The 26,754-nt window shown below is 60.5% G+C and carries 31 protein-coding genes and 2 tRNA genes; 20 read left to right on the forward strand and 13 right to left on the reverse strand.

All coding sequences use genetic code 11. The features are described 5' to 3' along the window. The 5 genes from ACFSM5_RS06500 to ACFSM5_RS06520 all read left to right on the forward strand — a co-directional run bounded on the left by ACFSM5_RS06500 (position 1) and on the right by ACFSM5_RS06520 (position 2,536). A tRNA-Pro gene (locus ACFSM5_RS06500) sits at positions 1–77 on the forward strand. A gap of 73 nt (positions 78–150) precedes the next feature. Beyond that, positions 151–453 (forward strand): ETC complex I subunit, encoded by a 303-nt coding sequence (locus tag ACFSM5_RS06505; protein ID WP_379875494.1) that lies wholly within the window; start codon positions 151–153, stop codon positions 451–453. A 13-nt stretch (positions 454–466) separates the two neighbouring features. After that, a tRNA-Arg gene (locus ACFSM5_RS06510) sits at positions 467–543 on the forward strand. Positions 544–650: 107 nt separating this feature from the next. Then, on the forward strand, positions 651–902 hold the full coding sequence (locus ACFSM5_RS06515; RefSeq protein WP_379875495.1) for a GIY-YIG nuclease family protein: 252 nt from the start codon (positions 651–653) through the stop codon (positions 900–902). 191 nt (positions 903–1,093) lie between these two features. Beyond that, positions 1,094–2,536: a hypothetical protein gene (locus ACFSM5_RS06520; RefSeq protein ID WP_379875496.1), complete on the forward strand. Its 1,443-nt coding sequence runs from the start codon at positions 1,094–1,096 to the stop codon at positions 2,534–2,536. Between the two features lie 3 nt (positions 2,537–2,539). On the opposite strand, the gene pip is transcribed toward ACFSM5_RS06520, so the two are convergent. Further along, positions 2,540–3,628, reverse strand: a complete 1,089-nt coding sequence (pip, locus tag ACFSM5_RS06525) for a prolyl aminopeptidase (protein WP_379875497.1) — start codon at positions 3,626–3,628, stop codon at positions 2,540–2,542. Here pip and ACFSM5_RS06530 point away from each other — a divergent pair. Genes ACFSM5_RS06530 through ACFSM5_RS06540 form a run of 3 tightly spaced genes read left to right on the forward strand, consistent with a single transcriptional unit; the run spans position 3,597 to position 5,736 of the window. After that, positions 3,597–4,175 carry a hypothetical protein gene (locus ACFSM5_RS06530; protein WP_379875498.1) on the forward strand — a complete coding sequence of 193 codons (579 nt, stop codon included), beginning with the start codon at positions 3,597–3,599 and terminating at the stop codon, positions 4,173–4,175. The genes pip and ACFSM5_RS06530 overlap by 32 nt on opposite strands. A 43-nt stretch (positions 4,176–4,218) precedes the next feature. Beyond that, positions 4,219–5,040, forward strand: a complete 822-nt coding sequence (locus ACFSM5_RS06535) for an alpha/beta hydrolase (RefSeq protein WP_379875499.1) — start codon at positions 4,219–4,221, stop codon at positions 5,038–5,040. 12 nt (positions 5,041–5,052) lie between these two features. Then, the gene (locus tag ACFSM5_RS06540) at positions 5,053–5,736 is read left to right on the forward strand and encodes a hypothetical protein (RefSeq protein ID WP_379875500.1); all 684 of its coding nucleotides are present in this window, start codon (positions 5,053–5,055) and stop codon (positions 5,734–5,736) included. A 22-nt stretch (positions 5,737–5,758) separates the two neighbouring features. Here ACFSM5_RS06540 and ACFSM5_RS06545 read toward each other — a convergent pair whose 3' ends face one another. Both ACFSM5_RS06545 and hisI read right to left on the reverse strand, forming a co-directional pair. Then, the gene (locus ACFSM5_RS06545) at positions 5,759–6,517 is read right to left on the reverse strand and encodes a molybdate ABC transporter substrate-binding protein (protein ID WP_379875501.1); all 759 of its coding nucleotides are present in this window, start codon (positions 6,515–6,517) and stop codon (positions 5,759–5,761) included. Then, positions 6,510–6,905 (reverse strand): phosphoribosyl-AMP cyclohydrolase, encoded by a 396-nt coding sequence (gene hisI / locus ACFSM5_RS06550; protein WP_379875502.1) that lies wholly within the window; start codon positions 6,903–6,905, stop codon positions 6,510–6,512. Before hisI ends, ACFSM5_RS06545 begins: the two co-directional genes overlap by 8 nt. Before the next feature lie 50 nt (positions 6,906–6,955). Here hisI and ACFSM5_RS06555 point away from each other — a divergent pair, with 50 nt between their 5' ends. Then, positions 6,956–7,426, forward strand: a complete 471-nt coding sequence (locus ACFSM5_RS06555; RefSeq protein WP_379875503.1) for a Fur family transcriptional regulator — start codon at positions 6,956–6,958, stop codon at positions 7,424–7,426. Positions 7,427–7,562: 136 nt separating this feature from the next. Here ACFSM5_RS06555 and metC read toward each other — a convergent pair whose 3' ends face one another. Continuing rightward, positions 7,563–8,726: a cystathionine beta-lyase gene (gene metC / locus ACFSM5_RS06560; RefSeq protein WP_379875504.1), complete on the reverse strand. Its 1,164-nt coding sequence runs from the start codon at positions 8,724–8,726 to the stop codon at positions 7,563–7,565. 279 nt (positions 8,727–9,005) lie between these two features. Here metC and ACFSM5_RS06565 point away from each other — a divergent pair, with 279 nt between their 5' ends. From ACFSM5_RS06565 to ACFSM5_RS06600, 8 genes are all read left to right on the forward strand, one after another. Beyond that, positions 9,006–10,049: an amino acid ABC transporter substrate-binding protein gene (locus ACFSM5_RS06565; protein WP_379875505.1), complete on the forward strand. Its 1,044-nt coding sequence runs from the start codon at positions 9,006–9,008 to the stop codon at positions 10,047–10,049. Between the two features lie 138 nt (positions 10,050–10,187). Further along, entirely contained in the window at positions 10,188–11,381 is a 1,194-nt protein-coding gene (locus ACFSM5_RS06570) for an amino acid ABC transporter permease (RefSeq protein WP_379875506.1), read from the forward strand. Positions 11,382–11,391: 10 nt separating this feature from the next. Beyond that, positions 11,392–12,678: an amino acid ABC transporter permease gene (locus tag ACFSM5_RS06575; RefSeq protein ID WP_379875507.1), complete on the forward strand. Its 1,287-nt coding sequence runs from the start codon at positions 11,392–11,394 to the stop codon at positions 12,676–12,678. 53 nt (positions 12,679–12,731) lie between these two features. Then, positions 12,732–13,451: an amino acid ABC transporter ATP-binding protein gene (locus ACFSM5_RS06580; RefSeq protein WP_379875594.1), complete on the forward strand. Its 720-nt coding sequence runs from the start codon at positions 12,732–12,734 to the stop codon at positions 13,449–13,451. A gap of 81 nt (positions 13,452–13,532) precedes the next feature. Next, positions 13,533–14,339, forward strand: a complete 807-nt coding sequence (locus ACFSM5_RS06585; RefSeq protein WP_379875508.1) for an inositol monophosphatase family protein — start codon at positions 13,533–13,535, stop codon at positions 14,337–14,339. Between the two features lie 3 nt (positions 14,340–14,342). Continuing rightward, positions 14,343–14,855 (forward strand): hypothetical protein, encoded by a 513-nt coding sequence (locus ACFSM5_RS06590; RefSeq protein WP_379875509.1) that lies wholly within the window; start codon positions 14,343–14,345, stop codon positions 14,853–14,855. Positions 14,856–14,941: 86 nt separating this feature from the next. Next, positions 14,942–15,829 (forward strand): hypothetical protein, encoded by an 888-nt coding sequence (locus tag ACFSM5_RS06595; RefSeq protein WP_379875510.1) that lies wholly within the window; start codon positions 14,942–14,944, stop codon positions 15,827–15,829. An 86-nt stretch (positions 15,830–15,915) separates the two neighbouring features. Beyond that, complete coding sequence (locus tag ACFSM5_RS06600) at positions 15,916–16,836, forward strand: hypothetical protein (protein WP_379875511.1); 921 nt, start codon at positions 15,916–15,918, stop codon at positions 16,834–16,836. A 33-nt stretch (positions 16,837–16,869) separates the two neighbouring features. Here ACFSM5_RS06600 and ACFSM5_RS06605 read toward each other — a convergent pair whose 3' ends face one another. Genes ACFSM5_RS06605 through ACFSM5_RS06615 form a run of 3 tightly spaced genes read right to left on the reverse strand, consistent with a single transcriptional unit; the run spans position 16,870 to position 19,027 of the window. After that, the gene (locus ACFSM5_RS06605) at positions 16,870–17,622 is read right to left on the reverse strand and encodes an SDR family oxidoreductase (protein ID WP_379875512.1); all 753 of its coding nucleotides are present in this window, start codon (positions 17,620–17,622) and stop codon (positions 16,870–16,872) included. Then, positions 17,619–18,428, reverse strand: coding sequence for a nucleoside triphosphate pyrophosphohydrolase (gene mazG, locus ACFSM5_RS06610; RefSeq protein WP_379875513.1), 810 nt, complete (start codon positions 18,426–18,428; stop codon positions 17,619–17,621). The genes ACFSM5_RS06605 and mazG overlap by 4 nt, the downstream gene beginning before the upstream one ends. Positions 18,429–18,430: 2 nt before the next feature. Next, positions 18,431–19,027 carry a histidine phosphatase family protein gene (locus ACFSM5_RS06615; protein WP_379875514.1) on the reverse strand — a complete coding sequence of 199 codons (597 nt, stop codon included), beginning with the start codon at positions 19,025–19,027 and terminating at the stop codon, positions 18,431–18,433. Positions 19,028–19,335: 308 nt separating this feature from the next. Between ACFSM5_RS06615 and ACFSM5_RS06620 the strand changes: the two genes are divergently transcribed. The 3 genes from ACFSM5_RS06620 to ACFSM5_RS06630 all read left to right on the forward strand — a co-directional run bounded on the left by ACFSM5_RS06620 (position 19,336) and on the right by ACFSM5_RS06630 (position 20,634). After that, on the forward strand, positions 19,336–19,809 hold the full coding sequence (locus tag ACFSM5_RS06620) for a peptidoglycan-binding domain-containing protein (protein ID WP_379875515.1): 474 nt from the start codon (positions 19,336–19,338) through the stop codon (positions 19,807–19,809). Further along, on the forward strand, positions 19,799–20,275 hold the full coding sequence (locus ACFSM5_RS06625) for a thermonuclease family protein (protein WP_379875516.1): 477 nt from the start codon (positions 19,799–19,801) through the stop codon (positions 20,273–20,275). Before ACFSM5_RS06620 ends, ACFSM5_RS06625 begins: the two co-directional genes overlap by 11 nt. An 86-nt stretch (positions 20,276–20,361) precedes the next feature. Then, entirely contained in the window at positions 20,362–20,634 is a 273-nt protein-coding gene (locus ACFSM5_RS06630) for a hypothetical protein (RefSeq protein WP_379875517.1), read from the forward strand. Between the two features lie 209 nt (positions 20,635–20,843). Here ACFSM5_RS06630 and ACFSM5_RS06635 read toward each other — a convergent pair whose 3' ends face one another. The 6 genes from ACFSM5_RS06635 to ACFSM5_RS06660 all read right to left on the reverse strand — a co-directional run bounded on the left by ACFSM5_RS06635 (position 20,844) and on the right by ACFSM5_RS06660 (position 26,734). Further along, the gene (locus ACFSM5_RS06635; RefSeq protein ID WP_379875518.1) at positions 20,844–21,164 is read right to left on the reverse strand and encodes a hypothetical protein; all 321 of its coding nucleotides are present in this window, start codon (positions 21,162–21,164) and stop codon (positions 20,844–20,846) included. Positions 21,165–21,244: 80 nt separating this feature from the next. After that, entirely contained in the window at positions 21,245–22,249 is a 1,005-nt protein-coding gene (locus tag ACFSM5_RS06640; protein ID WP_379875519.1) for an ABC transporter ATP-binding protein, read from the reverse strand. Between the two features lie 2 nt (positions 22,250–22,251). Beyond that, positions 22,252–23,223: an ABC transporter ATP-binding protein gene (locus ACFSM5_RS06645; RefSeq protein ID WP_379875520.1), complete on the reverse strand. Its 972-nt coding sequence runs from the start codon at positions 23,221–23,223 to the stop codon at positions 22,252–22,254. A gap of 5 nt (positions 23,224–23,228) precedes the next feature. Next, positions 23,229–24,107, reverse strand: a complete 879-nt coding sequence (locus tag ACFSM5_RS06650; RefSeq protein WP_379875521.1) for an ABC transporter permease subunit — start codon at positions 24,105–24,107, stop codon at positions 23,229–23,231. After that, positions 24,104–25,042 (reverse strand): oligopeptide ABC transporter permease OppB, encoded by a 939-nt coding sequence (gene oppB / locus ACFSM5_RS06655; RefSeq protein WP_379875522.1) that lies wholly within the window; start codon positions 25,040–25,042, stop codon positions 24,104–24,106. The genes ACFSM5_RS06650 and oppB overlap by 4 nt, the downstream gene beginning before the upstream one ends. Positions 25,043–25,132: 90 nt before the next feature. Beyond that, positions 25,133–26,734, reverse strand: a complete 1,602-nt coding sequence (locus ACFSM5_RS06660) for a peptide ABC transporter substrate-binding protein (protein ID WP_379875523.1) — start codon at positions 26,732–26,734, stop codon at positions 25,133–25,135. Positions 26,735–26,754 lie beyond the last annotated feature (20 nt).

Here is a 26,754-nt window from a genome sequence, read left to right on the forward strand (position 1 = left end):
CGGGGTGTAGCGCAGTCCGGTAGCGCGCCAGTTTTGGGAACTGGATGTCGCAGGTTCGAATCCTGTCGCCCCGACCAGCACGGCAAAGCATACTATAAGCGGGTTAACCCGCTGACCTGGGTTCGAGACGTTTACAAAAAGAGGCACCGCATGAGCCAGCAAGTGCGCATCTATCGCCCCGCCAAGACCGCGATGCAGTCCGGCAAGGGTCGCACCAAGGACTGGGTGCTGGAGTTCGAACCCGGTGCTCCGCGCACGCCTGAGCCGCTCATTGGCTGGGTTTCGGGCAGCGACACCCGCTCGCAGCTGCGCCTCTCGTTCGATACTAAGGAAGATGCGGTCGCCTATGCTCAGCGTCATTCGCTGATCGCGGTGATCGAGGATCCGCAGCCGTCGAAGTTCAAGGCGAAGAGCTACGCCGACAATTTCCGGCCGGAAAGAATTCGCTTCTAGTTTCAAAGCGTAAGCACCCGTAGCTCAACTGGATAGAGCAACCGGCTTCTACCCGGTTGGTTGGGGGTTCGAGCCCCTCCGGGTGCACCACGCTTCGCCCTTACGGGCTACGCGTGGCACGGCCACGTGAAGCACGTTAGAGCGAAGCGGTGGCCGGCGTAGCTGTAGCGCAGCGGAAGCGAAGACGGACTGTTTGCATGTGGTACGTCTATATTCTTCGGAGCGAACATACCCCGAGCCAGGAATACACGGGCGTAACAGGCGATTTGAAACAGCGACTTGTGGACCACAATGCAGGCAGATCGAGCCATACAGCTAAGTTCAAGCCGTGGATTTTGATCTGGTACTCAGCCTTTCCTGACAAAGGAATAGCGCTGGATTTCGAGAGATACCTGAAATCTCACTCGGGCAGAGCTTTCGCGAAGAAAAGACTTCTCCCGCCTTTATGATCAGTGATCATCGCCAGCTATCGAAAAATTGCGGCAATTTCCCCCGAACAGAACCGTCATCTGAAAAGCTCCTTGCTTTCCAGAACATCTGCATTCAAACAATTTTCCACTTTTGTCCTGTTGCTCGCACGATTTCGAACCTTGTCCGGCAGCACGATAGTCAACGCTAGTCTGCGGAGAGTGGTTGGAGCATGCGACAAACCGGTAATCGGCCGAAGCGGTCCTGGCTGCGGCGCGGATTGAAGTTTCTTGGGCTGACGATTGCAGCGCTGCTTATTCTGGTGGTGACGCCCGCTTATTTTATTCTCCAGCCGACGTTCAAATCCTATCCAAGCACCGATCTTCCAGCGGTGACCACCCAGGCGGATAAGAACCGGCAGGATATCGCCCATCTGCGGCATCTGCCGGAGGTTGAGCGCGGCTTCTCGGACAAAAGCCGGACGGCATTTATTCTCGCTGTCGATGAGATAGAGCGGCGGGCCGCCGATCTCGATAAGGCCGGGTTGGCGATGGCGGTCGCGAAGGCGGTTGCCTTGGTCGACAATGGCCACACCAATGTCGGAAGCCTCGCTGGCGACTATGGCTATAATGCCGTGCCGATCCGTCTGGGCTGGTTCCAGGATGGTCTGTTCGTGGTGGCCGCGAGCGAAGAGCAACGCCGCCTTCTGGGCGCGCAGGTTCTGGGCGTCGACGGTCGCGCGACTGCCGCTCTGGTCGAAGCATTGCGTCCCTATATCGGCGGACCGGCCAATCTTGCCCGAGAGTTTGTGCCGAACCTGCTGATCTCGCCCGAACTTCTACATGCAGCAGGTCTGGCAAAATCGGCAAACGGTGGCGCCTATGAGTTCCGTCTTGCGGACGGCAACTCGGTCTCTGTCGATCTGGCGGCGGCCCCTGCCACCCAGGCAGCCTTACGCGGTTTCTATTGGCCCAAGCGCGACCTGAGCCCGGCGGCGTTGCCTGCGCGGCCCAGCGGCTGGAAGCATGTTCTCGATGGTGCCGCGCTGCCGGCCTATCTGTCGCAGCCTAATGCGAACTATTGGCATGCTTACCCGCAGGACGGCCTGCTCTATGTCCAGATCAACCGGGTGAGCGATCAATCGCCAGTCGGGCTTGAGAAATATCTGTCGGATATGCTGGGCGAGGCGGCCAAGAAGTCTCTGCGCAATGCGATCGTCGATCTGCGCTTCAACGGCGGCGGCAATTATGTTCTGACGGCTGATTTCGCGGAGCGCCTGCCCAAACTCCTGCCGCCGGACGGCAAGCTCTTCATCCTGACCGGCGCGAACACTTTCTCGGCCGCGATCAGCACGGCGGCGCGCCTGAAGCATTTCGCCGGATCGCGGACGGTTATTCTGGGTGAACCCGTGGGAGACCGGGGGCAGTTCTGGGGCGAGGGCAATAGCACCTTCCTGCCGAACTCCAAGACCCCGATCCGCTATACGACCGCCTATCATGACTGGGAGCGGGGATGCGGCCTGTCGGACCTGACGACCTGTTTCTTCCTGAACTACGTCTATGACGTTCCCGCCGGTTCGCTTACCCCCGCCAAAACCATCACGCCAAGCTTCGCGGACTATGTCGCCGGGAAGGATGCCGTGATGGTGGAGGTTCTAAGGGCGTTGGGGAACTAGCGCTCACTTAAGCGGCGGCAGCCCATCCATGATCGCGGTGAGGGCCAGGACCGTCTGGCCCTCCATGGCGCTATGCCCGGCATTGGTCTTGATGAAGCTGGCCGGAGGGGCACCCACCTTCGTGAGGGCAGCGACAAGCTGCGATGCCTGGGTCATCGGGCAGACCTGATCGAAACGCCCGTGGACGATATGGGTCGGGATGCCCGCGATCTTATCGACGTTGTTCAGGATGTAACCGGTGTCCAGGAACATATCGTTGGCAAAATAATGCGCCTCGATCTGCGCGACGCAGAGCGCGACATGGGCCGCGCCGAACTTACCCGGATCCCGGCCAGCTTCCATCGGCACCATGTAGGAGATCGCGCCCTCCCAATCGGACCAGATCATCGCGGCGCGGAACTGGAAATCCCGCTCGGCTTCATTGGCGGGGACCATATCGAAGATGGTCTTATAGGCCGCCATGATATCCCCGCGCTTTTCGGGCGGGATGAAGTTGATCAGTTCCGCCCATTCATCGGGATAGGCCACATAGGCGCCAGGCTCGGTCAATCCGAAGGGGTCTTGCGCAAAGGTCGCGGCATTGCCCTGGTAGAGATACAGCAGATCTTCCCGGCCGCCGATGAAGATACCGCGCAGGATCAGCGACGCCACATGCTGGGGATGGCGGATCGCATAGACGAGGGCGAGGGTGCTACCCCAGCTGCCGCCAAAGACATGCATCTTGCCGGTGATCTTCAGGGCATCGCGCAGGCGGTTGATATCGTCGACGAGGTCGCTGGTCGTATTGTTGGTCAGGGCGGCGGCGGGGCCGTCCTTGGCGACGTTCGGCTCGCTCTCGCCGCAGCCGCGCTGATCGAACAGGATCACGCGATAGCGCTTGGGATCGAAGAAGCGCGCCATCAGGGGCGACGACCCGCCACCGGGGCCGCCGTGCAGATACATGACCGGCTCGCCATCGGGATTGCCGTACTCCCACCAGCGCAGCCTATGGCCCGCGCCGACATCGAGATAGCCGTCGCGATTGGCCGATGCTTGAGGGTAAGACCACTCGGTAGTCGCCTTGCTGGTGGTCAGCAGTCGCGAAAAATCCATCATTCGGCACCTGTGTTCTGAAATGGCGGCGACGCTGCCGACGCTGTATCCTGGCCGGAAATTTAAGCGGCTTCAAAGGGATAATGGCGTCTTGATCACTGGCCTTGAACCGATAGCCCAGCTCTTCGGCGCCCTTCACGACGGTGGCATCGTCGAGCCATCGCTGGCGGACGATGAACTGTCATTCAGGGTTGAGATTAGGTATCTGACCCGGAGGATCGATCCGACTTATGACTATTTCCGCATCACCTTGTCCGGTCTGACATCCCTGAGCTTCGAGGCTTGGTTGGATGATGGGACTAAGGGGCCTCTCGAGGCTTTTGGTGTTCTGTCTGTTGAGCCTGAGATTCTGCAGGCGGAAGAAAAAGACGGGGCCGTCGAGATCACTTTACACCAAAGCCAACCGAAGACCGGATACAGCGGCGGGTTGCTGAAATTGGTAGCAGCCTATGCTGTTCTCAAAGATCAAAGCGGCAAGCTGGTGTCTCTCGATGCACTTTGGGATCTTAGCGATTCCTATTGGACGGAATGGTCCCAGCGTTCTTAAGTCGAATATTCCGAAATCCACTTCGAGCGGCAGATTGAAAGCCTTGAGCAAGATCGTACTTCTGACCGTGACGGTGCTTCTCAGCCTCTACGTGCTGATCTGCTTCGGTATGTGGGCATTCCAGCGGAGTCTGCAGTATTTCCCCGCAAAGCAGATCGAGGAGCCGTCCGCTTACGGCCTTTCCGGCTTCAGCGATCTGAGGCTGGCCAGCGGGGATGGCACTCCGTTGCAAGCCTGGCACCGTCCGGCGCGGCAGGGGTTCCCCACGATCCTCTATTTCCAGGGCAACGGCGGCAATATCGCCGGGCGCGCGGGGTTCTTCCGCCTGATGGGCGAGGCGGGCTTCGGCGTGCTAGCCTTGAGTTATCGCGGCTATGGGGCGAGCGCGGGCAACCCGTCGGAGGAAGGATTCTATCAGGACGCCCGGGCGTTGATCGCCTATGCGGAGCGCCAGCTGTCGCTCATGCCGGATCGCATTCTGATCTATGGCGAAAGCATCGGAACCGGCGTCGCCGTGCAGATGGCGACGGAATATCCGGTCGCGGGGCTGGTGCTACAGGCGCCCTATACCTCGATCACTGATCTCGCCGCTGCCTCCTATCCCTGGCTCCCGGCGCGCCTGCTGCTGAAAGATCGCTTCGAGTCGCTCAGCAAGATCCCAAAGGTCAAGGCGCCGCTGCTGCTGTTCCATGGCGAGCTCGACGGCGTGGTGCCGGTTTCCTATGGCCGTGCGCTATTTGCCGCCGCGAACGAGCCCAAGCAGGCTGTCTTCTACCCCGGCGTCCATCATGCCGATTTCGACATCGCCGAGCTTACCCGGCGGCTGATGGATTTCACGCGTCAATACGCGTTAGTTGCGGGCTAAGGGGTTGCAAATATGACGGCACCTTCCGTTTCGACATTAATGGCGGTTGCATTCGCCGTTGCCAGAAATGCGCGCCCGGAACTTACAACCCGCTGGATCACTGCCTCTTATTGGGTGAGCAGCCATCTTTCAAATTCCTTGTTGCTTGTCGCCACGCAAAAGCTAGGGGAGGTCGACACCCTGCTAAGAGCCATGGAAGATGAAGCGGCTGCTGGGCTTAGGCAGGGAAAAAACCCGATGGTCTTAGACCTTGGGCCACACTATCAACTCATGCTGAGCGAATTCTGGATCGGCAGTGCCTACGAGATCTTGCGAACCATTAAAAAATCGCTCGTCGGGGATACTCAATTTGAGACGCTGTATCGAAATCTGGAGTTGATCCGGGTCCCTCTAGAAAAACACCGCTTAAGAGGCGACTGGGGGCTCGGGAAAACGCTGCCGAACCCCTTGCCGTTGACAAAGATTCCAGACGAAGAATCCTCCAGAAATGGCGTTTCCGGTGAGGTTTTATACGATGTTCAAGATGAGCGTCGTGGCTATATCATGCCCGTAGCCTTATCGGAAACGGGCTCTGCCGAATGGCAAGTTATCGATCTCGAAATGAAGAGAAGTTTCTGGCTCCGACGATCAAGTCTCGCCGATGAGTTTCTTACACTCTGCGAGGCTGGCCGAGCCGGCGGCAAGTCAGGCGATTAGCCGCCGGCAGGCCTAGCGCCCCCTAAACCAGCGGCGTCAGCAGCCCGAAGCGCGCATAGATCTCCCGCGCGCCGACGCTGCTCAAGGCTTCGAGCGCAGCGCGGACGTTGGCGCGGTCGTGGCCTTCGATCAGGGCGGCGCTATAGACGATGGGCGCTGCCAGGGTTTCCGGCACGCTGCCGACCACTTCCAGGTTGGGGGTGCCGGTCGCCAGCGCATGGGGCAGGAAAGCGGCGGCAATCGTGCCTTCCTTCAGGGAGGCGACCAGGGCGGTCAGATCGTAGAAGGGGACAGCGCGCCCCGGAAGCTGCTGCTGCACCCCAAGCTGCTCGGCGGTCTGGGCGATACGCTCGCCGGTGATCCCGGCCTCGGGCGCCAGAATGCCGAAGTTGCCGCCTTCCACCACGTCCTGCCAGACGATGCCGGGCCGGACCATGGCGACCCTTGCCTGATCGGAGCGCTGGGCGAGGGCCAGCCGGTCGCGGGCAAAGCTGCGCTCAGTCCCCAGAACCGTGCGGCCGTTCTGGGAGAACTCGGTCAACTGGCCAGGATTATCGGTGATGATCAGATCGGCGGCGATCTCGCTTTCGATCTTGATCGGCATTTCGGCGCCATTGGCGGCGATGAAGCGGGTGCCGCGCGGCAACAGGGCCTTCAAGGGCTCGACCAGGGCAGGGACGGTCAGAACCGTCACCGGCTTGTCGGCGGCAAAACCAGCCTTCGAAGCGAGCGGCAGGGCGGCGAGGGCGACCAGCAGGTGGCGGCGGGCAAGGTTAGTCATGGCGGTGATACAGCTCCTCTTGGCTGATAAGGGGCTTGGCGTTCTCGACCCAGGCTCCGTCCGTCGCGGTCAGGAAGAAGCAGGAGCGGCGGCCGGTGTGGCAGGCGACGCCTTGCTGCTCGACCACGGCCAGCAGCGCGTCGCCGTCGCAGTCGAGGCGCAGTTCAACAAGCGTCTGGACCTGACCCGATGTCTCGCCCTTGCGCCATAGGGACTTGCGCGAGCGAGACCAGTAACACACCTTCTTGGTCAGGAGAGTCTCGGCGACGGCCTCGCGGTTCATCCAGGCCATCATCAGGATCTCGCCGGTACCGGCCGCTTGCGCGATTACCGGGACCAGTCCCTTGTCGTCGAAGGCGATTTGATCGAGCAATTGGTCGTCGGACATAGGCAAGGGCTCCAGAACATCGTAATAGTATCCGCCAGAATGCGGCGAGAATGAGCGAAGCCTTGGCAGACCACAACCATCAGCATTGCATCGACAGCGCGATTTCCAAGGCCGAGCGCCTATGCCAGTCGCGCGATGCCAATTTGACCCCGGTGCGCCGCAGGGTGCTGGAGCTGATCTGGCGTAGCCATGAGCCGGTCGGGGCCTATGCGCTGCTGGACAATCTGAAGGACGACGGCTTTAATTCTGCGCCGCCGACCGTCTATCGCGCGCTCGACTTCCTGCTGGAACAGGGGCTGATTCATCGCCTGGAGTCGCGCAATGCCTTCATCGGCTGCCCCGACCCCGATCACCCCCACCAGGGCCAGTATCTGATCTGCGATACCTGCGGCACCGTTACCGAGCTGGCGGACGATGAGATGGTCGCGGCCATCGATACGCTTGCCGCGCGCAAAGGGTTCAAACCCAAGCGCTCGACGGTCGAGATCAGCGGCACCTGTGCGGCCTGCGCGGCGGCTTAGTTTTTGACCGTCATCCCGGTGCTCGACACCGGGATCTCCTCCGGGAGCTTGTCCAATTCTGGCGGAAAGACGTAGAAGCGCTCTCGGAGGGGATCCCGGGATCAAGTCCCGGGATGACGATCCATTTTATTTCGTCCTAAACCCGCGCCATCCGTTCGAACCCTGCCTTCAGATCCGCGATCAGATCGTCGGGATGCTCCAGCCCGGCGCTGATACGTAGCAGCTGGCCCGGCTCCTCCCAGGTGGTCGAGGAGCGGGTCGAGCGGGGATTGCAGGGGATGAGCAGGCTTTCATAGCCACCCCAGCTGAACCCCATCGAGAAAAGCTGCATGCCATCGACGAAGGCTGCGAGCTGAGCCTTGCTGACCGGCTTCAGGATGCAGCCGAACAGACCGGAGGCGCCGGTGAAATCGCGCTTCCAGAGATCATGGGTCGGAAAATCGGGGCGGGCAGGGTGCAGAACCTTCTCCACCTCCGGCCGTCCGGCCAGCCATTCCGCAAGGGTGAGGGCGGTCTGCTGGTGGCGCTCCAGACGGATCGACAGGGTTCGCATGCCGCGCAGCACCAGATAACAATCCTCCGGCGCCGAGGTCATGCCGAGGTCGTGAAGCTGGTGATAGACCTGATCCTGCAGGGCCGCTGTGGTGGCGACCGTTCCGGCAAGCAGATCGGAATGGCCCGAGAGATATTTGGTGGCCGCCTGGATCGAGATATCGACCCCATGGTCGAACGGCTTGAAGAAGATCGGCGTGGCCCAGGTATTATCCATCAGCACCACGGCGCCGTGCTTGTGCGCCACATCGGCAATAGCGGGAATATCCTGGATCTCGAAGGTCAGCGAGCCTGGGCTTTCCGTCATGACGGCGCGGGTGTTCGGTCGGAACAGGCTTTTGATATCGGCACCCAGGCAGGGCGGGAAGAATTCCACCTCGACCCCAAAGCGGGTGAGGGTGGAGCAGGCAAAACGGCGGGTCGGGCCATAGATGCTGTCGGCGATCAGCAGATGGTCGCCTGCTTTCAGAACCGCCATCAGACCCGTGGTGACGGCCGCAAGCCCGGTCGGGACGATGAAGCCAGCAGCCGCTCCTTCGAGTTCCGCGATAGCCTGTTCGACGGCAAAGCTGGTTGGCGTACCTTCAGCCCCATAGGAAAGCTGGTGCCGCCCGAGGTTGCCTGCTTCGCAAAACTGCGCGTAGGTCGGATAGACGACGGTCGAGCCCCGGTGTATCGCCGTATTCACGAAGTGGCGCTGGTCGCTGCGTTGACGACCTATCTGGGTAACAAGCGTCTCGTCGTTCATAATTACTGTCAATTCCTGTCATTCAGACAATTACGTTTGGGCCGGTGAGGCGATCACATTGCCAAAAGATTCCGACGTTTCGCCAGCGTCAACCGTCTCTTCGTCGGGATTTTGCGAAAAAACATTACTTTCTTGTCACGGGGACATTGACCCACAGGGTCTGGTTCGCAATGATCGCAGCAGCGGGGCATCCTTAAGGGAAGGGGTGTACTCGTAACTATGGACTTCACGGGGTTATGCCCGCCGCAATGACGGACGGGTAAATGAGGAGTTGAGGGTATGAAAATTTCGAAGGCAACCATCGGTGCCGCTCTTGCCGCCGGTGTCGCCGCTGCGGTTGCTCTTGCGCCGGGCGCGCAGGCACAGGGCGCGGGCACCCTTGCAAAGGTGAAGGCAGCCGGGGTTCTGACCTGCGGCGTCAGCACCGGCGTTCCGGGCTTCTCGGCACCGGATGCACAGGGCAACTGGACCGGTCTCGACGTTGACGTCTGCCGCGCCGTGGCTGCTGTCGCCCTGGGCGATGCCACTAAGGTGAAGTTCGTTCCGCTGAGCTCGCAGCAGCGTTTCGCCGCTCTGCAGTCGGGCGAAATCGACATTCTGTCGCGTAACACCACCTGGACCCTGTCGCGCGATACGTCGCTGGGTCTGAATTTTGCTCCGGTGACCTTCTATGACGGTCAGGGCTTCATGGTTCCGAAGAAGCTGGGCGTGAAGTCCGCCAAGGAACTGAATGGCGCCACCGTCTGCGTGCAGCCGGGCACCACCACCGAACTGAACCTCGCCGACTACTTCCGTGCGAACAAGATGGAATTCAAGCCGGTCGTGATCGCCGATCTCGCCGAAGTTGAAGCTGCCTTCTTCGCTGGTCGTTGCGACGTCTACACCACCGACGCTTCGGGCCTGGCCTCGACCCGTTCGGCGCGTGCAGGCAATGCTGACGACTACATCATCCTGCCGGAACTGATCTCGAAGGAGCCGCTGGCTCCCGCCGTCCGCCAGGGCGACGACGAGTGGTTCAACCTGGCTGCCTGGACCGTTGCGGCCCTGGTGCAGGCTGAAGAACTCGGCATCACCAAGGCGAATGTCGAAGAGCAGAAGAAGTCGGACAATCCGGAAGTCAAGCGCGTCCTGGGCGTGACCCCGGGCATGGGCAAGGCTCTGAACGTGTCGGAAGACTGGGTTGTCACCGCCGTTAAGGCCGTTGGCAACTACGGTGAAATCTTCGAGCGTAACGTCGGCCGCAACACCCCGCTGAAGCTGGAGCGTGGCCTCAATGCACTGTGGACCAAGGGCGGTCTGCAGTACGCGATGCCGATCCGCTAAGCGGTCCATCGACACCTAAGACCGGCGCCGATGCACGTAAGGGAACGTGCATCGGCGTCGTCGTCTTATCGGCCTTAAAGTCGGCATAAGTCCGACAGGCCCCGGAATTCAGGCTTTACGTCAAGGAGACACGTCTCGATGAACAATCGACGAGACGCGGTATCTGTTCAGCGGCCCAAGGGTTCACTGCTGAACGACAAGGACTTTCGGGCAGTCCTTTTCCAGATTCTCATTCTTGCCGGCGTTGTCGCGGTCGGCTGGTATCTGGTCAACAACACACTGTCGAATCTGGAGCAGCGCAAGATTGCGAGCGGCTACAGCTTCCTCGGTCGTGAATCCGGTTTTGGCATCGGCGAATCGCTGATCGCCTCCAGCGCGGCCGATACCTACGCCCGCGCCATCGTTGTCGGCATTCTGAATACGCTGCTGGTCGCCATCATCGGCATCGTGCTGTCGACCATTCTCGGCACCATCATCGGTATTGCGCGCCTGTCGTCGAACTGGTTGGTGGCCAAGCTCGCCTCGATCTATGTCGAGACGCTGCGTAACATCCCGCTGCTGCTGCAGCTTTTCTTCTGGTACACGATCATCGGCGAGGCGCTGCCGCCTGTCCGTCAGGCCATCGAGATCATTCCCGGTGCCGTGTTCCTGTCCCAAAAGGGGCTGCGCGTTCCGCATATCGTCGAGCACGCTATCCATGGCTGGATGTGGATCGCTTTCTTTGCCGGTGTGGCTGCGACCTTCGTGTGGCGTCGCATGGCGGCTAAACATCAGGAAGCCACGGGCCAGATGCGCCCGGTCTTCTTGCCGACGCTTGGCTTCCTCTTCGGTCTGCCGCTCCTGGTCTGGCTCGTTGCAGGTGCGCCGTTGCAGTGGGATCTGCCCAAGCTGGGCGGGTTCAATTTCAATGGCGGCGGGGCGGTTTCGCCAGAACTGATGTCGCTGACCTTCGGTCTCGTGCTCTATACGGCGGCCTTCATCGCCGAGAATGTGCGCGCCGGTATTCTGGCCGTGCCGAAAGGGCAGTGGGAAGCAGCAGGGGCGCTGGGCGTCACGCGCGGCACCATCCTGCGTCTCATCGTGCTGCCGCAGGCCCTGCGCGTGATCATTCCACCGATCACCAGCCAGTACCTCAACCTCACCAAGAACAGCTCGCTTGCTGTTGCCATCGGCTTCCCCGATCTCGTGTCCATCCTCAATACGACGATGAACCAGACAGGTCAGGCCGTTGAAGGCGTCTCGCTGATCATGGCGGCTTACCTTACGGTCAGCCTGTCGATCTCGGCCTTCATGAACTGGTACAACAAGCGCATTGCTCTGATCGAGCGCTGAGGAGAAAGCCATGAGCGAACTCACCACCAGCGCTCCCGTCGAAAAACCACCGGCATCCGAAACGGGTGTGGTCGGCTGGTTGCGCGCCAATCTCTTTAATTCCTGGCTGAACTCCGTCCTGACGGTGGTCTGCGTCGCCTTCATCGTCTATGCCGTCTCGAAGATCGTCCCCTGGGCGTTTTTCAAGGCAACCTGGGTTTCCCAGGGGCTGGACGCGACGGGCAAAGCCATCACCCCCGACCAATGCCGTGCCGCGGGCGGGGCCTGCTGGGCCATCGTCCATGAAAAGGGTCGTTTCACCCTGTTCGGTCGCTATTCCTATATCGAGCAATGGCGTCCGGCGCTGGCGATCCTGACCTTCGTCGGGCTGGTCGGTGTCAGCTGCTATCGCCGTTTTTGGGGCAATGCCCTGCTGACGGCCTGGGGTATGCAGGTCTTCGTCTGGACTGCCCTGCTGTGGGGTGGAAACCCTGCGGCCTGGACCGCCATCGTCCTGACTGTCGCAACCTTGGCCCTGGCCGCCTTCAAGCGTTTCCGGGGCCCGGCCGTCATCACCGCTGGGGGCTTTGCGGTCTTCATCTGGCTGGTGGTGCTGTTCGGCGGCATGATCAACGACCCGCAGAACGGCTTCTTTAATCTGAAGTACGTCAGCCATGAGGAATGGGGCGGCCTGCCGCTGACGCTCCTCATGTCGATGATCGCCATCGTGTTCGGCTATCCCATGGGCATCATCCTGGCCCTGGGGCGTCGCTCGCACCTGCCGGTGGCCCGTGCAGTCTGTGTTGCCTATATCGAGCTGATCCGCGGCGTGCCGCTGATCTCCGTGCTTTTCATGGCATCCTTCATGATCCCGCTCTTCTTCCCAGAAGGCGTGAGCATCGACAAGCTGCTGCGCGCTCAGATCGGCTTCACCCTGTTCCTGGGTGCCTATCTGGCGGAAGTCATCCGCGGCGGCCTGCAGGCGATCCCCAAGGGCCAGTATGAAGCGGCCGATGCCCTGGGCCTCGGCTATTGGACCAAGATGCGCAAGATCATCCTGCCGCAGGCTCTGCGTCTGGTGATCCCGCCCATGGTCAACAGCTTCATCTCGACCTTCAAGGATACCTCGCTGGTGATCGTCATCGGCCTGTTCGACCTGCTGTCGGCAGGCAAGGCCGCGCTGACCGATCCGCCCTGGCGCAGCTTCTATATCGAAATGTACGTCTTCCTCGCGCTGATCTACTTCGCCTTCTGCTTCACGATGTCGAAGTTCAGCCAGCGTCTTGAATATGATCTCCGTAAGGGTACGAGCCGATGACCGCACCTGCTCAAAAGAAACGCGATATCGCCAATGCACCGACCATCATCGAGATGGCGGGCGTCCATAAGTGGTACGGCGAATTCCACGTCCTGCGCGACGTCAACCTGTCGGTCACCCAGGGCGAACGCATCGTCATCTGCGGGCCGTCGGGCTCGGGCAAATCGACGTTGATCCGCTGCCTCAACCGTCTGGAAGAACACCAGAAGGGCCGGATCGTCGTCGAAGGCACCGAACTGACCAACGACGTCAAGAACATCGAAATCATCCGTCGCGAAGTCGGCATGGTGTTCCAGCAGTTCAATCTCTTCCCGCATCTGACGGTGCTGGAGAATTGCACCCTGGCGCCGATCTGGGTGAAGAAGATGCCCAAGGCGGAAGCCGAAAAGATCGCCATGCGCTATCTGGAGCGGGTGCGCATTCCCGATCAGGCCCTGAAGTATCCGGGCCAGCTTTCGGGCGGTCAGCAGCAGCGTGTGGCGATTGCCCGCGCGCTCTGCATGTCGCCGAAGATCATGCTGTTCGATGAGCCGACCTCGGCCCTCGATCCGGAAATGGTCAAGGAAGTGCTCGATACCATGATCAGCCTTGCCGAAGACGGCATGACCATGCTGTGCGTCACGCACGAAATGGGCTTTGCCAAATCGGTGGCTGACCGCGTGATCTTCATGGATCGCGGCGAGATCATCGAGCAGAACGAACCGGATGCCTTCTTCAATAATCCGCAGTCGGAGCGTACCCGCCTGTTCCTGAGCCAGATCCTGAACCACTGATCTGCAGCTCCGGGCCTGAGGAAGACCACATATGCGGCGGGCAGAGTTGATCTGTCCGCCGTTTTGTTTCATGACGGATGTATGAGCATTTTTGACCCCGCCAAAACCGCCGCCATCATTGCTGAAGCCGCTGCCATCGAGATCAAGCCGCGTTTCGGTAAACTCGCCAAAAGCGATATCCGCGAGAAGGCGCCGAACGATCTGGTGACTGTCGCCGATGAGGCGATGGAACATAGGTTGACCCGCGATCTTGCCGCGCTGATCCCCGGATCGCTGGTGGTGGGTGAGGAGGCTTGCGCTGCCGATCCCACGGTGCGCGATCGTCTGGATGGCGAGGATTGGGTCTGGGTGATCGATCCCGTTGACGGAACCTCGAACTTCGCCAATGGCCGCCCGCTGGTCGCTTGCCTCGTGGCCTTGGTGCATAAGGGCGAAACGGTCGGCGGCTGGATCCACGACCCTTTGTCCGGCCGGATGGCCATCGCCGTGAAAGGCGAGGGGGTGGAGGTCGATGGCGCTCCGCTGGGCCCGCGTCCGCCGTTCGAAGAAAACCCCGCCCATTGGCGCGGCTCTATGAATACCCGCTTCTTTCCGGTCGAGCAGCGTGCGGACCTGGAGCATAAGAAGACGCAGATCGCCGTCGTGAAGCCGGTGTTCTGCGCTGGTCACGATTATCTGCGGCTGATTGATGGCGTCGTCGATTTCGCGCTCTTCTACCGCACACTTCCCTGGGATCATGCGGCCGGTGCGCTCGCCATGCAGGAGATCGGCGGTATCAGCGCCCGCTTCGATGGCACGCCCTATAAGGCCAGTCAACGCGGGCAGGGGCTGCTGATCGCCCGGGACGTCTCGATCTGGGAAACGGTCCGCAAGCGGCTAGGACTTTAGGCCATGCGCATCGCAGCCACCCTGATGAGCCTGTTTTTTGTCTTCGGGGGTGTGGCTGCGGCAGCAGAGCGACAGGCCGTGACAGATGCCGATGTCGAGCGGGTCCTCCCTTCGCTTCCCAAGGCTCCGATTGGCAACAGAGCGGGCATATCCCAATTGAAGGGGGATTTTACCTGCGATGGCGTCAGCGACCGTATTGTCGGCTATCTTGATTCGCCGGATGAGGAATATTCAGGTTACTGGGTGAGCTTCATCTCGAAGTCGGGTGGCAAGCTTGCGGTAAAGACGATTGGGCTTGGGGCTGGTCATAATCAGATCGGTATCTGTGGCAACCAGGAAAACAAGATCACTCTGCATCGGGAAGACCATAGAAAGTTCGATGTGAGCGATTGGTTCGGCGATCTTCCAGTCTGCAAGGTTGCGGTGCGCGTGCAGGATGATGCCTGCGACTCCCCTCGCATTTTCTGGATTCGGTCAGGCGAGCATAGAGGCGAGCTTGTGGTCGGGCGGAACTGAGCGCTCGGCCGACCGATTTTCATTTGCCCTTACGGCCAAGGCCAAGGATAAATTCGTATCCTTACGTTCTTTGAGCCGGGGCTTTGATGCGTCGCGTTGCTGGTGCCTTGCTGTTGTCGTCCTGTGTTCTTGTCTCCGCCCAGGCTTTGGCGGTTGACCGGGTTTCAAGTTGGGCGACCGATTACGGCACCATAACGCTGACCATCTCCGACGACCTGAAAGTCACCGGCACCTACCCCGAATATGACGGCAAAATCCTCGGCGAACTGCGCGAAGGCGAAATCACTGCGACCTGGATTCAGCCGCTTTCCGAGCGGCGCTGCGACCGGCCTTTGCTGGGCAGCTTCTTCTGGGGAACGGTCCAGTGGAAGCTTTACGACAATGGCTCGATGACGGGCATCTGGTCGTTCTGCACGGCGCCACTGGGCAGCGAGGGGGCCTGGAACGGCAGGATGGTGAGCGGCGATCTGCCAGCCTCCGTTGCCAAGGTCCCCGCCAGCATCGCCCCGCAACTGCCGAACCGGCCGGTTACCGACAGCGACGTGACGGCGATGTTCGAGCGTTATATCGGACCGTCCCAGAATCTCGCCAAAGCCCAACAGTTGACGGGCGATTTTACCTGCGACGGTTCCCCCGACCGTGTCCTCGGCTATCTTGACGAGGCGGACCCGGCAGCGCCGGAATATGCCGTGCTGATCGTAACGACCAGCGGCGAGCAACCCGACGGAGATGTTGAGCGCTTCGGCTTTGGTGATGTCCCGCAGCCCCTCTGCGGCAAGGGACCAGACAGGAAGATCTCGATCTCCCGCGTTGAGACGACGCCTGCCGATGCTAAAGGATTTACCGGGGCTGATGTCTGCAGCGTTTCCGTGCGTGTTTCCAGCGGGCAATGCAGTGATCCGCAGGTTTTCTGGAAATTGGGAACGCAGCCAGGCGGTCGTCCTGGGTCCCGGATGACCATCGGTCGGAACTAGGCTGGATACCGCATAATTTAGGTTCTCAGGTACCGCGCCCGGTGCCGGATGTTATGCTTGAGCTTATCCATCAGGGGAGTAGCGGCATGACAAGAGCAGGCGTGGTTGGGTTTCTTGTGGCGATGCTCAGCGCATCGACGGCGGGGGCGCTGGAGCGCAGCGCAAGTTGGACATCGGACTTCGGTCCCCTGTCGATGAAGACCGATAAGCTTGATGTGCTCACTGGCAGCTATTCCAAATACCAGGGCCAGCTTATCGGCAAGATCACCGGCGATCGGATCCAGGCGACTTGGGTGCAGCCACAGTCCGAAAAGCGCTGCGCCAGGGCGCAATATGGCAGCAATTTCTGGGGTACCGTTCAGTGGAAGCTGCAGCCGAACGGCTCGCTCGCGGGGACCTGGGCCTATTGCGATGACCGGGCGGGGAGTGGTGGTGCCTGGAATGGTAATCTGACCGCAGGCAGTTTCCCGATGGCTTCGGCAGCGCCCGCTGCCGCGGCTCCGCAAGCGACCAAAGCTCCGGCTGCTCCCGCGCCTGCAGGCAAGGCATCGCCGGTGGTAGCTGGCGATGTGTTCGCCCAGTTCAAAGCCGAGATAGGCTTTCCCGACAAGCTGAAGGAAGCCCAGCAGTTGAAGGGTGATTTCACCTGCGATGGCGTCGAGGATCGAGCCGTCGGTTATCTGGATCGCTACGATCCCAAGAAGCCGGAATATGTCATCATGCTGGTCACCCACCATGCCGGAAATCACAGCGGCCAGACCGTGCGTTTCCCTTTGAGCGGCGATGACGAGAAGAACGGTCAGATGTGTGGTGATGGGAAGGAGAACGACATCTCCATCGAAATCGAAAAATACACGGCTGCCAAAGCCAAGGCCTTTACTGGCGCCGATGTCTGCAATGTGACGATCCGCAGCGACGATCAGATCTGCGCGCCGTTCCGCCTGTTCTGGAAGACCCAGGGCAAGGAGAACGACCGGCTGCTGGTCACCCGCAAGGTCATGCAGTGATCGGGGAGAATTCTCCCCGATCTTCCCACAAATTTACGAGCGCTTGATCGTGAAGGGGCCATTGGCCTGACACGTCGGCATCATCTGGATCGAGTTGATGTTGACGTGTTTAGGCAGCGTAGCGGCCCAATAGATGGCTTCGGCGATATCTTCGGCTGTCAGCGGCACTGTCCCGGCATAAACGCTGGCGGCTTTCTCATCATCGCCCTTGAAACGGATGTTGGAAAACTCTGTCCCGCCGCACAGGCCCGGCTGGATATCGGTAACGCGCACATTGGTTCCGACCAGATCGGCCCGCAGATTGAGGCTGAACTGATGGACAAAAGCCTTGGTCGCGCCATAGACATGGCCGCCGGGATAGGGGAATTCCGCCGCCGTCGAGCCGAGGTTCACGATATGCCCACGGTCGCGGTCCTTCATGCCGGGCAGCAGGGCGCGGGTCAGATACAGCACGCCCTTCACGTTGGTATCGACCATCTCTTCCCAATCGTCGAGGCTGGCCGACCAGGCTGGATCCAGGCCAAGGGCGAGACCGGCGTTATTGACCAGCACCGTGACAGCCTGCCAGTCGGCGGGCAGAGCCGCGATGGCGCCTTCGACGCTCTTGCGGTCGCGCACGTCCATCTCGACGCCCAGGAACCTATCGCCGAACTCCTTGGTCATCTCCGCCAGACGTTCCTTGCGACGTCCAGTGCCGATGACCTTATGGCCCTCGGCGATGAAGCGGCGGGCGATTTCTGCGCCAAAACCGGCTGTGGCGCCGGTGACGAGAACGATATGGCTCATGTGCGTTCCTCTATCTTTGCCTGAACCCAGAGCGCTTCCATCTCATCAAGGGAGGCCTCGGTCGGTGTGCGGCCCTGATCGGCCAGGAGTGACTCGACGCGGCGGAAGCGCCGCTCGAACTTGGCATTGGTGGAGCGGATGGCCGCTTCCGGGTCGACTTTCAGATGGCGAGCGAGATTGACGGCGCAGAAGAGCACGTCGCCCAATTCATCCTCCAGCTTGCGGCCATCGACCTGCGGCGCGGTCATCTCGGCTTCCAGCTCGCCGATTTCCTCGGTCAGCTTGTTGAAGACCGACCGGGCCTCGGACCAGTCGAAAGATACACGGGCCGCCCGCTGCTGAAGCTTCAGGGCGCGGCTCAGGCCGGGCAGGGCGACGGAGATACCGTCCAGAGCGCCGGGCGGGGTTTCGGGCTTGCCCTTGGCCGCGCGCTCGGCCGCCTTGATGTCTTCCCAGGCAGTCGGTCCACCGGCGGGTACATCGAAGACATGGGGGTGACGGCGGATCATCTTGGCGCAGATGGCTTCCGCCACATCATCAAGGGTGAAGGAGCCTTCCTCCTCCGCCATGCGGGCGTGGAAAACCACCTGCAGCAGCAGGTCGCCCAGCTCGTCCTTCAGGTCGGTCTTGTCGCCCCGCTCGATGGCGTCGGCGACCTCATAGGCCTCCTCGACCGTATAGGGCGCGATGGTCGCGAAAGTCTGCTCGATGTCCCAGGGGCAGCCGCTGTCCTTGTCACGGAGCTGCGCCATGATGGCCTGGAGGCGGCGAAACGGATCCTGCTGATCGGGCGGCGGGACAGTCATGCTCAGGCGAGGTCCATCTCGACGGGCTCACAGGCGAGACGCTCGACGATGCCGCCCTGCAGTTTGAAGATGGCATCCTGCGGATGGTCCTGCCGCAAGGTCGCCTCGTCATCCAGCTTGCCATAGACACCCCGGATGATCTGACCGGTCAACCCATGGCTGACCACCACCAGCGGCTCCGGCCCATCGGCGAATTCCTCCAACCAGCCGCTGATCCGCTTCACGAAGACCGGGTGCGTCTCGCCATCGGGGGAATGGAAGTAGCGCCAGTGCGGCTCCAGATGGGTGAGGGTATCGAGCGTCTCGATCCCGGTGCGGCCTTCCCAACTGCCGAACGCCAGTTCCATCAGCCTCGGATCGGTGACCGGTGCGGCGGAGATCCCCAGCTCGAATGCCACCAGATCGGCGGTTGCGAGGGTGCGGCCCAGCGGGCTGGCCATCAGGCGCGGCGTGATCCCGGCTCCAAGGGCAGTGCGGGCTGTACGCCCCATGGCGCGGGCCTGGGCGCGGCCAAGAGCGGTCAGGGGAGAATCGCCTTGGCCTTGCAGGCGGCGGTCGCGGTTCCATTCGGTCTGGCCATGGCGCAGCAGCAGGATCATTCGGTAGGGTGCTTTCCTTGTTCGGCCAACGAGCATAGCGGCCTGACACGCCCGAGCAAGGGCGATGGTGCAGGGCGGCTATGACCGGATTGAACCCGGCTCCATAGTCTCGCCACGGCAGGGCAGTAAGATCGTTCCGGTTGCCTAGTCATCTTTTGCCGGGTTAGCGCCTCTGGCAATCGTTAATGGCGTATTTTCAAAGAGTTAAATGGCATAGGTCGGCGGCATCGAACTTGCTTGAATGCCTATGGCCGACGGGTGTCATGACCTATCGGCAGTTGTCCGCCAACGAAGAAAAGAGGGTCGCTATGTGGCGTTCCATCGTCCTTGCCGCTGTTGTCTGTACCGGTCTGCCGCTTGTTGCGGAGCGTGCCTCGGCGCAGGTTCCGCTGGCATGCTCGGCCCAGAGTGTCGGCATGCAGATCTGCCAGACCGGCACCATCTGCAAATGCGCGTTCGAGCCCGGCGGCACCATGACGCAGCAGCCGCGCGGCTATATGTGGAACTGCGACATCGCCAATGGTGCCTGCCCAGCCAATACCGCGCAGATCCCGCTGTCCAACACCATGATGGGGCAGGTTCAGGTTTCTCCGGGCGGCCGACGTACGGTCGATAACCGCGCGGTCCAGGATGCCCTGCGCGCGGCAGGCTTCGATCCCGGTGCTACGGACGGCGTGATCGGATCGCGTACTCGCAATGCCATCCGCGAGTGGCAGCGGTCGCAGGGGGCGAATGCCACTGGCCGCCTGACCGACGAAGAGACGCGCCGCCTTGGCCTTTAAGCTTCCTCTGATCCTGGCGATCTGCCTAACGGCGGCGGGGGCATCGGCAAAATCCGATGGTCCCCGGTCCGTCGATGGCTTCCCTGAAGTGGTCGACAGTAATGTCGTGCGGATCGACGCCAATGCCGTGCGCCTGAAGGGGATTGCAGTTCCCAAGGCCTCGACACCGGATGGTCTCAACGCCCGGGGCTGGTTGCATCGCCGCATCCAGAATCGCCGGACCTACTGTCATTTCGAACCGAACCCCGCAGTAACGCTGAATATCGGTACTTGCGAAATCGAAGGGTTGGATCTGTCTGCTTTGATGGTAGAGGCAGGTGTCGCCCTTGATTGCCCCAAGGAAAGCGGCGGTCGCTATCGTGTGCAACAGGGGCGGGCGGAAGCTGCCGGACAGCGTTTGGCCGACCGTTTCCAGTTGCCGGACAATTGTAAGACTGCGGGCGGAAAGTTAAAGCGCGGCGGGTAGTTGCGCTTACGCCTTAATTTAGTCCATAATCGCGCCATCGTCCCGTCGGCCAGAAGGCCGTCTTTCCCATCGCAGGATCGCACCTGATGCCGATTACGCCGTTCCAGGCCTTCCGTCTCGCCAAGCAGGAATATGAAGTTCTGCGTGTCATCGAAAAGAAGATCGATGAGTTTCTGGAAGAGAACTACTTCCCCGGCCTGACAGTCACCATTCCGCTGCCCACCAAGACGGTCACGGATCGTATTCTGCACTCGATCATGCAGCGCTATCAGGAAGCCGGTTGGACGATTGTGAAGCGCGACCAGAACGCGGATCAGATCACCGTCGAATTCATCCCGAACCGCGCCGACCTCGAATAGGTCGCCGGACAGGACAAAGACAAAAGCCCGGGAGAGATCCCGGGCTTTTTGTTTTCAAACAAAATCTGTCATCCCGGACTTGATCCGGGATCTGGCGTTGACGAGCCGCATCGAAAATCTCTTCGAGTCTGCCTACACGAGATCCCGGATCAAGTCCGGGATGACGAGGTGTTTTGGGAGTGCTGTGGTTTTACGCCGAGAACTCTATTCTAAAGATCGTCGACGTCGATCCGGACCTGCTGGCCTGACAGGTTCAGCAGCTCGCTCCAGGCGGTGAAGAAGGAGCGGCGGGTTTCGGCGAGATAGAGGATTTCGCCCGTCACCAGATGCAGAACGGTGCGATTGACGGCTTCGCCGGGGGTCGTCTTGTCGTCCACCCAGACTGTCGCGCGCACGATATGGCTCGGCGCGATATCGGTCTCATGCATGCGGGGGCGTTCGTTCGGGGCAAGGTCGCGCCCGAATCCACGAAAGGGACGCTTGGGGTCATCCAGTACCACGGCTTTAACCGTCAGCCATTTATGTAGCACTGTTCATTCCCTTCCATTGATTTGTATTCAAACAATATCCGTGGAGAGCATGACTAAAGGCTCCCCACGGATACTATTGCCTACATCTCCAACGGATTGAAAGGCTCCAACTCCGGCCACCGATGGCAAGCCACTTCATGACCGGCAAAGGCGAACTCCCGCTCGGGCCGTTGTTCGGCGCATTTGGGGATGACATAGGGGCAGCGGGTACGGAAGCTGCAGCCCGACGGCGGATTGAGCGGCGAGGGCAGCTCGCCGATCAGGGGGATACGCTGGCGGCGTTCCTCCAGTTCCGGATCGGGCATCGGCACGGCAGAGATCAGCGCCCGCGTATAGGGGTGCTTTGGCGAATTGAAGACTTCCGCCGCATCCCCCAGTTCCACCAGACGGCCAAGATAGAGCACCGCGATCCGGTGGCTGATGTGCTTCACGACCGCCAGATTATGGCTGATGAAGATCAGCGCCAGATCCAGCTCGCGTTGCAGATCGATCAGAAGATTGATGATCTGCGACTGGATGGAGACGTCGAGGGCCGAGACGGGCTCGTCGCACACCACCAGCTTAGGCTCGAGGATCATCGCGCGGGCAATGCCGATACGCTGGCACTGGCCGCCCGAGAATTCGTGCGGATAGCGGTTGACGTGCTGCGGGCTGAGACCCACACGCGCCATCATCTGACGCACCCGGCGGCCGACTTCTTCCTTGCCAAGATCCTTACGGAAGGTGACCAGCGGTTCGGCAATGATCTGCTCCACCGTCATCCGCGGATCGAGCGCGGCCAGCGGATCCTGGAAGATGATGGTCATGTCGCGGCGGACCTGACGCATGGCTTCATCATTCAGGCCGCCCAGTTCCTTGCCGAGCCAGACGGCCTTGCCGCCGGTTGGCTCGATCAGGCGCAGCACGGCGCGCCCGAGGGTGGACTTGCCGCAACCCGATTCACCGACGACGCCGAGTGTCTCGCCCGGCATCAGATCGAAGCTGATGCCGTCGACGGCTTTGAGGCTTTTGGGGGCTTCGAACAGACCGCCGCCGATGGCGAATTCGACGCGCAGGTCACGGACGGAGAGGAGAGGCTGGGCCATGACTAGACCTCCTCCAGGAAGCAGGTACTGCCGCGACCGGGCGCCAGTTCCTTATAGGGGGGACGCTCTGCCCGGCAGCGATCGAAGACGCTGGGGCATCGCGGTGAGAAGGCACAACCGCTGGGCAGGCGCTGCAGATTAGGCGGCTGGCCCGGAATGGTCGGCAACACCCCACGCGCAGGCATATCGAAGCGCGGCAAGGCGTTCAGCAGGCCCTTGGTATAGGGGTGACGCGGGCTGTAGAAGATTTCCTTCACGGTACCCTGTTCGACGATCCGGCCGCCGTAAAGCACGATGACCCGGTCGCACAGACCGGCGATGACGCCCAGATCATGGGTGATGATCGCCAGCGCCGTCTTCTCGTTGTCGGCCTTCAGATCGCGGAACAGATCCAGGATCTGGGCCTGAACGGTCACGTCCAGGGCCGTTGTCGGCTCGTCCGCAATCAGAAGATCGGGCGCACAGAGCAGGGCCATGGCGATCATGACGCGCTGACGCATACCGCCCGAGAATTCGTGCGGATACATGTCGAAGCGCCGCTCCACATCGGCAATACCGACGCGGGCCAGCATGCCCATGGCCTGCTCGCGAGCCTGGGATTCCGTCATGCCCTTATGCTTCACCAGCACTTCGGTCAGCTGACGGCTGATGCGCAGGTACGGATTAAGACAGGTCATCGGGTCCTGGAAGATCATGGCCATCTCGCGACCACGGATCTCGTTCAGCTCATCGCGCGTCAGGCCGACCAGTTCGCGGCCATTGAGCTTGATACTGCCCGTAACGTGACCGTTGGTGGCCAGCAGCCCCATGATCGACATGAAGGTCTGCGATTTGCCGGAACCGCTTTCACCGACGATACCGACACGTTCGCCGGCATTGACGGAAAAGCTGATGTTGTTGACGGCCTGGACGTCGCCGTCCTGGGTCGTAAAGCGGGTGACGAGATCCCGCACTTCAAGAATGGTCTGGGACATCGCGATCAACGGTCCTTGGGATCGAGGGCATCGCGGATGCCATCACCGATGAAGTTCAAGGCGAACAAGGTCAACGCCATGAAGGTCGCCGGGAAGGCAAGCTGCCAGGGATATTCTTCTAAGCCGCGCGATCCTTCAGAGATCAACACGCCCCAACTGGTCATCGGTTCCTGGACACCAAGCCCAAGGAACGAGAGGAAGCTCTCCAGCAGAATGACTTTCGGCACCGTCAGAGTGGCATAAACAACGACCGGGCCGATGGCGTTAGGCACGATATGGCGGCGGATGATCGTCCAGTTGGAGACACCGAACGCCCGCGCGGCTTCAACATATTCGCGGCGCTTGATGCTGAGCGTTTGCCCACGGACGATACGGGCCATATCCAGCCATTCGACAGCACCGATGGCGATGAAGATCAGCAGGATGTTCCGGCCGAAAAAGACCATCAGCAGGATCACGAAGAAGATGAACGGCATCGCATAGAGGATATCGACGATCCGCATCATGAAGTTATCGACCCGGCGGCTGGCAAACCCGGCAACCGCGCCATAGAAAACGCCGATGATCAGCGACACCAAGGTCGCCACAAGACCAACCATCAGCGAGATGCGGGCGCCATAGGCAACACGCACAAAAAGGTCGCGGCCACTGGCATCGGTGCCGAACCAATGCTGATTCTCAAAATCGGGCGGACTATTGAAGCGGTCCCAATAGATCTCGTCGTAAGGGTGCGGCGAGACGTTGGGGGCGATAATGGCGAAAAGGGAAATCACGCCCAGGATGAACAGACCGAGCATCGCGGCCTTGTTACGTCGCAGACGGGCAAGGGCATCACTCAGCAGCGATCGCCCTGCGATTTCTTCTTCCATGGTGTGAACTGTCATTCGAAGCGCACCTTCGGATCCAGCAGACCGTAGATGATGTCGACGATCAGATTGAACAGAATGATGATCACGGCGTAGAGCACCACGACCCCCAGCACGAGGGTGTAGTCGCGATTCAGCGCGCCCTGCACGAAGTAGCGGCCGATGCCCGGAATACCGAAAATCGTTTCGACGACCAGCGAACTGATGATCGTGCCGGCGGTCGACGGCCCAAGATAGGATACAACCGGTAGCAACGAGGCCTTGAGCGCATGCCGGGTCAGAACCTTCCGCTCGCTCAGCCCCTTGGAGCGGGCGGTGCGGATGAAGTTCGAGCGCAGCACCTCAATGGTCGAAGCGCGGGTCAGGCGGGCGATATAGGCAATCTTGGGCAGGATCAGCGCAATGATCGGCAGGATCACATAGAGCGGCTTTACGATACCAAGATCGCCTCGAACCCAACCACCGACCGGCAGCCAGCCCAGGTAAACGCCGAAGACCAGTGTCAGCAGGGGGGCCATGACGAAGTTGGGGATGACAATGCCCAGCATCGACCCGGTCATGACCGTATAGTCCGTGGCGCTATTCTGACGCCAGGCGGCGATCAGGCCGATGGTGATGCCGAGGCCGGTCGCCAGAAAGACGGCGGTAAACGCCAGAAACAGCGATGTCGGCAGGCCCTGCATGATCAACTCACCGACGGTGAGATCCTGATATTTGAAGGAGGGGCCGAAATCCCCTTGGATAACGCCACCGAGATACCGCAGGAACTGCAGATATAGCGGATCGTCGAGATGATAGGCGGCCTTCAGATTGGCTTCGATGGCTGGCGAAACCGGCCGCTCGCTGTCGAAGGGGCCGCCGGGGGCGAGCCGCATCATGAAAAAGGCCAACGCCACCGTCACCAGCACCGTGGGTATGGCGCTGATCAGACGGGCGAAGATAAAGCGTGTCATGTGGTGTCACTCCGAGGCGGGAATTGACCGCAATTAAAATCGGCGGAAGGGCTTTCGCCCTCCCGCCTGCGGTGGTTCACGCTCGTTTTTTTACTTCGCTGCGATTTCCATCCAGCGGGTGCGGTGAGTGTCCTTCGTGTTGGCAACGAAGCCCTTCACCCGCGGCGAAACGATGTTCTTCGAAACGTAGTAATACATCGGCGACCAGGCATAGCCATCGATGGCGATCTGCTCGGCCTTCTTCAGGATCTGCGCACGCTTCTTCAGATCGACTTCCTTACCGGCATCGACCATCAGCTTGTCGTATTCAGCGTTCGAGAACTTGCCGTAGTTGTTCGAACCAGTACGGGTTTCAAACAGATAGAGGAAGTTCTGCGGATCGTTGTAGTCGGCGATCCAACCAGCGCGGGCGACGTCGAAGGTGCCGTCACGCAGGTTGTTGTAGTGGGTCTTGGTATCGGCGTTGGTCAGTTCGGCCTGAACGCCCAGCGACTGCTTCCACATTGCCTGCACCGCGACGGCCAGCGCCTTGTGGCTTTCCGAGGTGTTGTAGGACAGCGTGATCTTCAGCGGCTTTTCGGCAGTGTAGCCTGCTTCGGCGAGCAGCTTCTTGGCTTCGGCCAGACGCTGGTCCTTGCTGAGCTTCTTCCAAGCCGGTTCGGCATTGCCGGCCGAATAGTTGTCGATGCCCGGCGGGACGATGCCATAGGCGGGGATTTCACCAGCCTTGGAGACCTTTTCGGTCAGGATCTCGCGATCCATCGCCATGGTCAGGGCCTGACGGACCTTCGGATCGGCGGTCACACCCTTGGCGGTGTTGAAGACGTAGTAGTAGTTGCCGAGATAGGCCGAGATCTTCAGCTCGTTCGGATAATCCTTCTTCAGGCGATCGAGCTGCTGGGTGTTGATGTCGGTGACGATGTCGATTTCACCGGCGCGATAGCGCTTTTCCATTTCCGAACGATCGTCGGCCGCATAGAAGACGACCTTGTCGATCTTGACCTTGGCGGCTTCATAGAACTTCGGGTTCTTCACCAGAACGACAGTGTCGTTCGGGGTGTGCGACTGCAGCATGTACGGGCCGTTGGAGACCATGTTGCCCGACTTGACCCATTCCTTGCCGTGCTTTTCGACGACATGCTTGGGCAGCGGGAACGCGGTGTAGTGAGTCAGCTGCTGCAGGAAGTAGGGGGCCGGCTCCTTCAGGGTGACTTCCAGCGTCTTGCTGTCGATCGCCTTGGCGCCGAGCTTCAGGAAATCGGTTTCCTTACCCGAATTGATCTCTTCTGCACCCTTGATGGTGTAGAGCAGCGAGGCGTATTTCGCAGCCTGCTTCGGATCGAGAATGCGGCGATACGAGAAGACGAAATCGTCAGCGGTCACCGGAACGCCGTCCGACCAGTTCAGATTGTCGCGGATCTTGAAGGTGTAGGTCAGACCGTCTTCGCTGATCTTCCAGTCAGTGGCAGCGCCCGGAATGACTTTACCGTCGGCGGCCTCGGTCGTCAGACCCAGGAACATATCGCCGGAAATGCGGTTCTCCCAGGTGCCCGACATATTCTGCGGATCGAGAGTGTCCGGCTCGCCAAAATTGGCAACGCGCAGAACAGACTCGGCATTCGCTGCCGAAGCCATCGCCAGAGCGGAGGTCGAAATGACCATCGCGAGTGCGAGAGACCGATACTTGCTCATGTAACCTTCCCCAAGATGTG

Source organism: Lacibacterium aquatile (assembly GCF_042683105.1).
Classification (GTDB): Bacteria; Pseudomonadota; Alphaproteobacteria; order Elsterales; family Elsteraceae; genus Lacibacterium; species Lacibacterium aquatile.